The sequence below is a fragment of the Salinarimonas sp. NSM genome (assembly GCF_052380005.1).
Taxonomy (GTDB): domain Bacteria; phylum Pseudomonadota; class Alphaproteobacteria; order Rhizobiales; family Beijerinckiaceae; genus Salinarimonas.
Genome location: NZ_JBQTCJ010000121.1, coordinates 1 through 1,890, shown reverse-complemented (window position 1 = coordinate 1,890; position 1,890 = coordinate 1). Strand labels below are relative to the sequence as shown.

2 protein-coding genes are annotated in these 1,890 nt (G+C 60.0%); both read left to right on the top strand.

Features of this window, described 5'->3' with window-relative positions:
* The coding region (locus ACTZWW_RS22605; protein ID WP_444783215.1) for a TRAP transporter small permease at window positions 1–536 on the top strand (536 nt) is incomplete at its 5' end.
* Between the two features lie 36 nt (window positions 537–572).
* Window positions 573–1,880, top strand: coding sequence for a TRAP transporter large permease (locus ACTZWW_RS22600; RefSeq protein WP_444783214.1), 1,308 nt, complete (start codon window positions 573–575; stop codon window positions 1,878–1,880).
* Window positions 1,881–1,890: the final 10 nt, after the last annotated feature.

Genomic DNA, 1,890 nt, shown 5'->3' with positions numbered 1-1,890 from the left:
TGATTGGCCGAATCCTCGCTCACATCACCAACGTGATGACCATCATCGGCGGTCTTGCGATTGCCCTGATGATGTTTCACATCACCGCGGATGTGGCGGGGCGGTATATTTTTAACTCCCCGATTCCCGGCACCATCACCATCGTGTCCTACTACTACATGGTGATTGCTGCGTTCATTCCTCTGGCCTTCGCCGAGCAGAAAGACGCTCACATCTCTGTTGAGGTGATCACCGAGCGCCTGCCGGAGTGGATCCAGAACAACATTCAGCGCTTGTCTCTGCTGTGCTCCGGTGTCGTGTTCACCATGCTCGCATGGCGTTCCTTCGAGGAAGCCGGCCGCAAGTACGCCATGGGTGCGTCCGTGGTGCAGGGCAACTCGGACATCTCCATCTGGATCACCTACTACGTGCTGCCCCTGGGCTGCGCGATGATGGTGCTGGTAGTGGCCTACAAGTTCCTGGTCAGCATTTTTGGCCTCGAGAGCAGTCTGGACCGTGAGCGGGCCAAGGCTGACGAGCTGCCGCCGGAAGTCTGATACCGCCCGCCAACCGACAACTGAGAGACAACAAGAATGAGTGACGTCCAGATTGGCCTGACGGGCCTAGGTCTACTGATTTTCCTGATTGCCTTCCGGATTCCCATCGGCGTGTCGCTGATCGGTGTATCTTTCGGCGGGCTCTGGTACCTGATGGGCTGGAACGTGGCCTGGGGTTCCCTGGGGATCATCCCCTACCAGTTCGCTGCAAACTGGGTGCTGAGTTCCGTGCCCATGTTCCTGCTGCTGGGGTTTGTCTGCTACCACACCCAGCTCACTCAGGGCATGTTCCGGGCGGCACGGATGTGGTTATCCGGGGTGCCCGGGGGTCTGGCCATTGCTGCGGTGTTCGGCTCCGCCGGCTTTGCTGCGGTGTCCGGTTCGTCCGTGGCCTGCTCTGCGGCCATGGGCCGGATTGCCGTACCGGAAATGATCAAGCACAAGTACCACCCTGAACTGGCTACCGGCACCGTCGCGGTTGCCGGCACCATCGGCGCCCTGATTCCGCCGTCCATCATCATGATCCTGTACGGCATCATCGCCCAGCAGTCCATCACGGGGCTGTTCCTGGGGGGCATCAGCGCCGGTATCCTGACCGCCATTGGTTACATCGTGGTGATCCTGGTCCGGGTGAAGCTGAACCCGTCTCTGGCGCCGGACACCAAGGAAGAGATTCCGCTGTCCGAGAAGTTCAAGGCGCTGAAAGACACCTGGCCGGTGATCCTGATCATGTTCGGTATCTTTGGTGGCCTGTTCGGCGGTGTCTTCACGCCGACCGAAGCCGGTGCCGTAGGCGCCTTCCTGTCCCTGATCGTGGCAGGCATCAAAGGCAGCCTGACCTGGGAGCGGTTCAAGAACGCCATCGTGGAAACCCTGCTGACCACCGGCGCGCTGATCATCATCGCGGTGGGTGCCAGCCTGCTGACCCGCTTCCTGGCCCTGTCCGGTGCCGGCGACTATCTGTCCTCCGCCATCATCGGTATGGACGCCAGTGTGGTCTTTATCCTGATCGCCATCGTGCTGATCTACGTGCTGCTGGGTATGTTCCTGGAGCCGATTGGCGCCATGCTGCTGACCCTGCCGATCGTGCTGCCGATTATCGACAGCACCGGCCTGAGCCTGCTGTGGTTCGGTATTGTACTGACCAAACTGCTGGAAATCGGCATGATCACGCCACCCATAGGCATGAACGTGTTCGTGATCAAGAGCGTGGTAGGCAAACTGGCCTCAACCACGGCGGTGTTCCGGGGTATCTTCTGGTTCCTGATCATGGACTTCTTCGTGCTGTTCCTGCTGATCGCCTTCCCGGCCATCGTGCTGTTCCTGCCTGAGACCTTCCGTTAGCGGGGCTCTG

Coding starts and splice junctions, on each gene's coding strand:
- ACTZWW_RS22600 (WP_444783214.1), top strand. CDS start 573: ATGAGTGACGTCCAGATTGGCCTGACGGGCCTAGGTCTACTGATTTTC.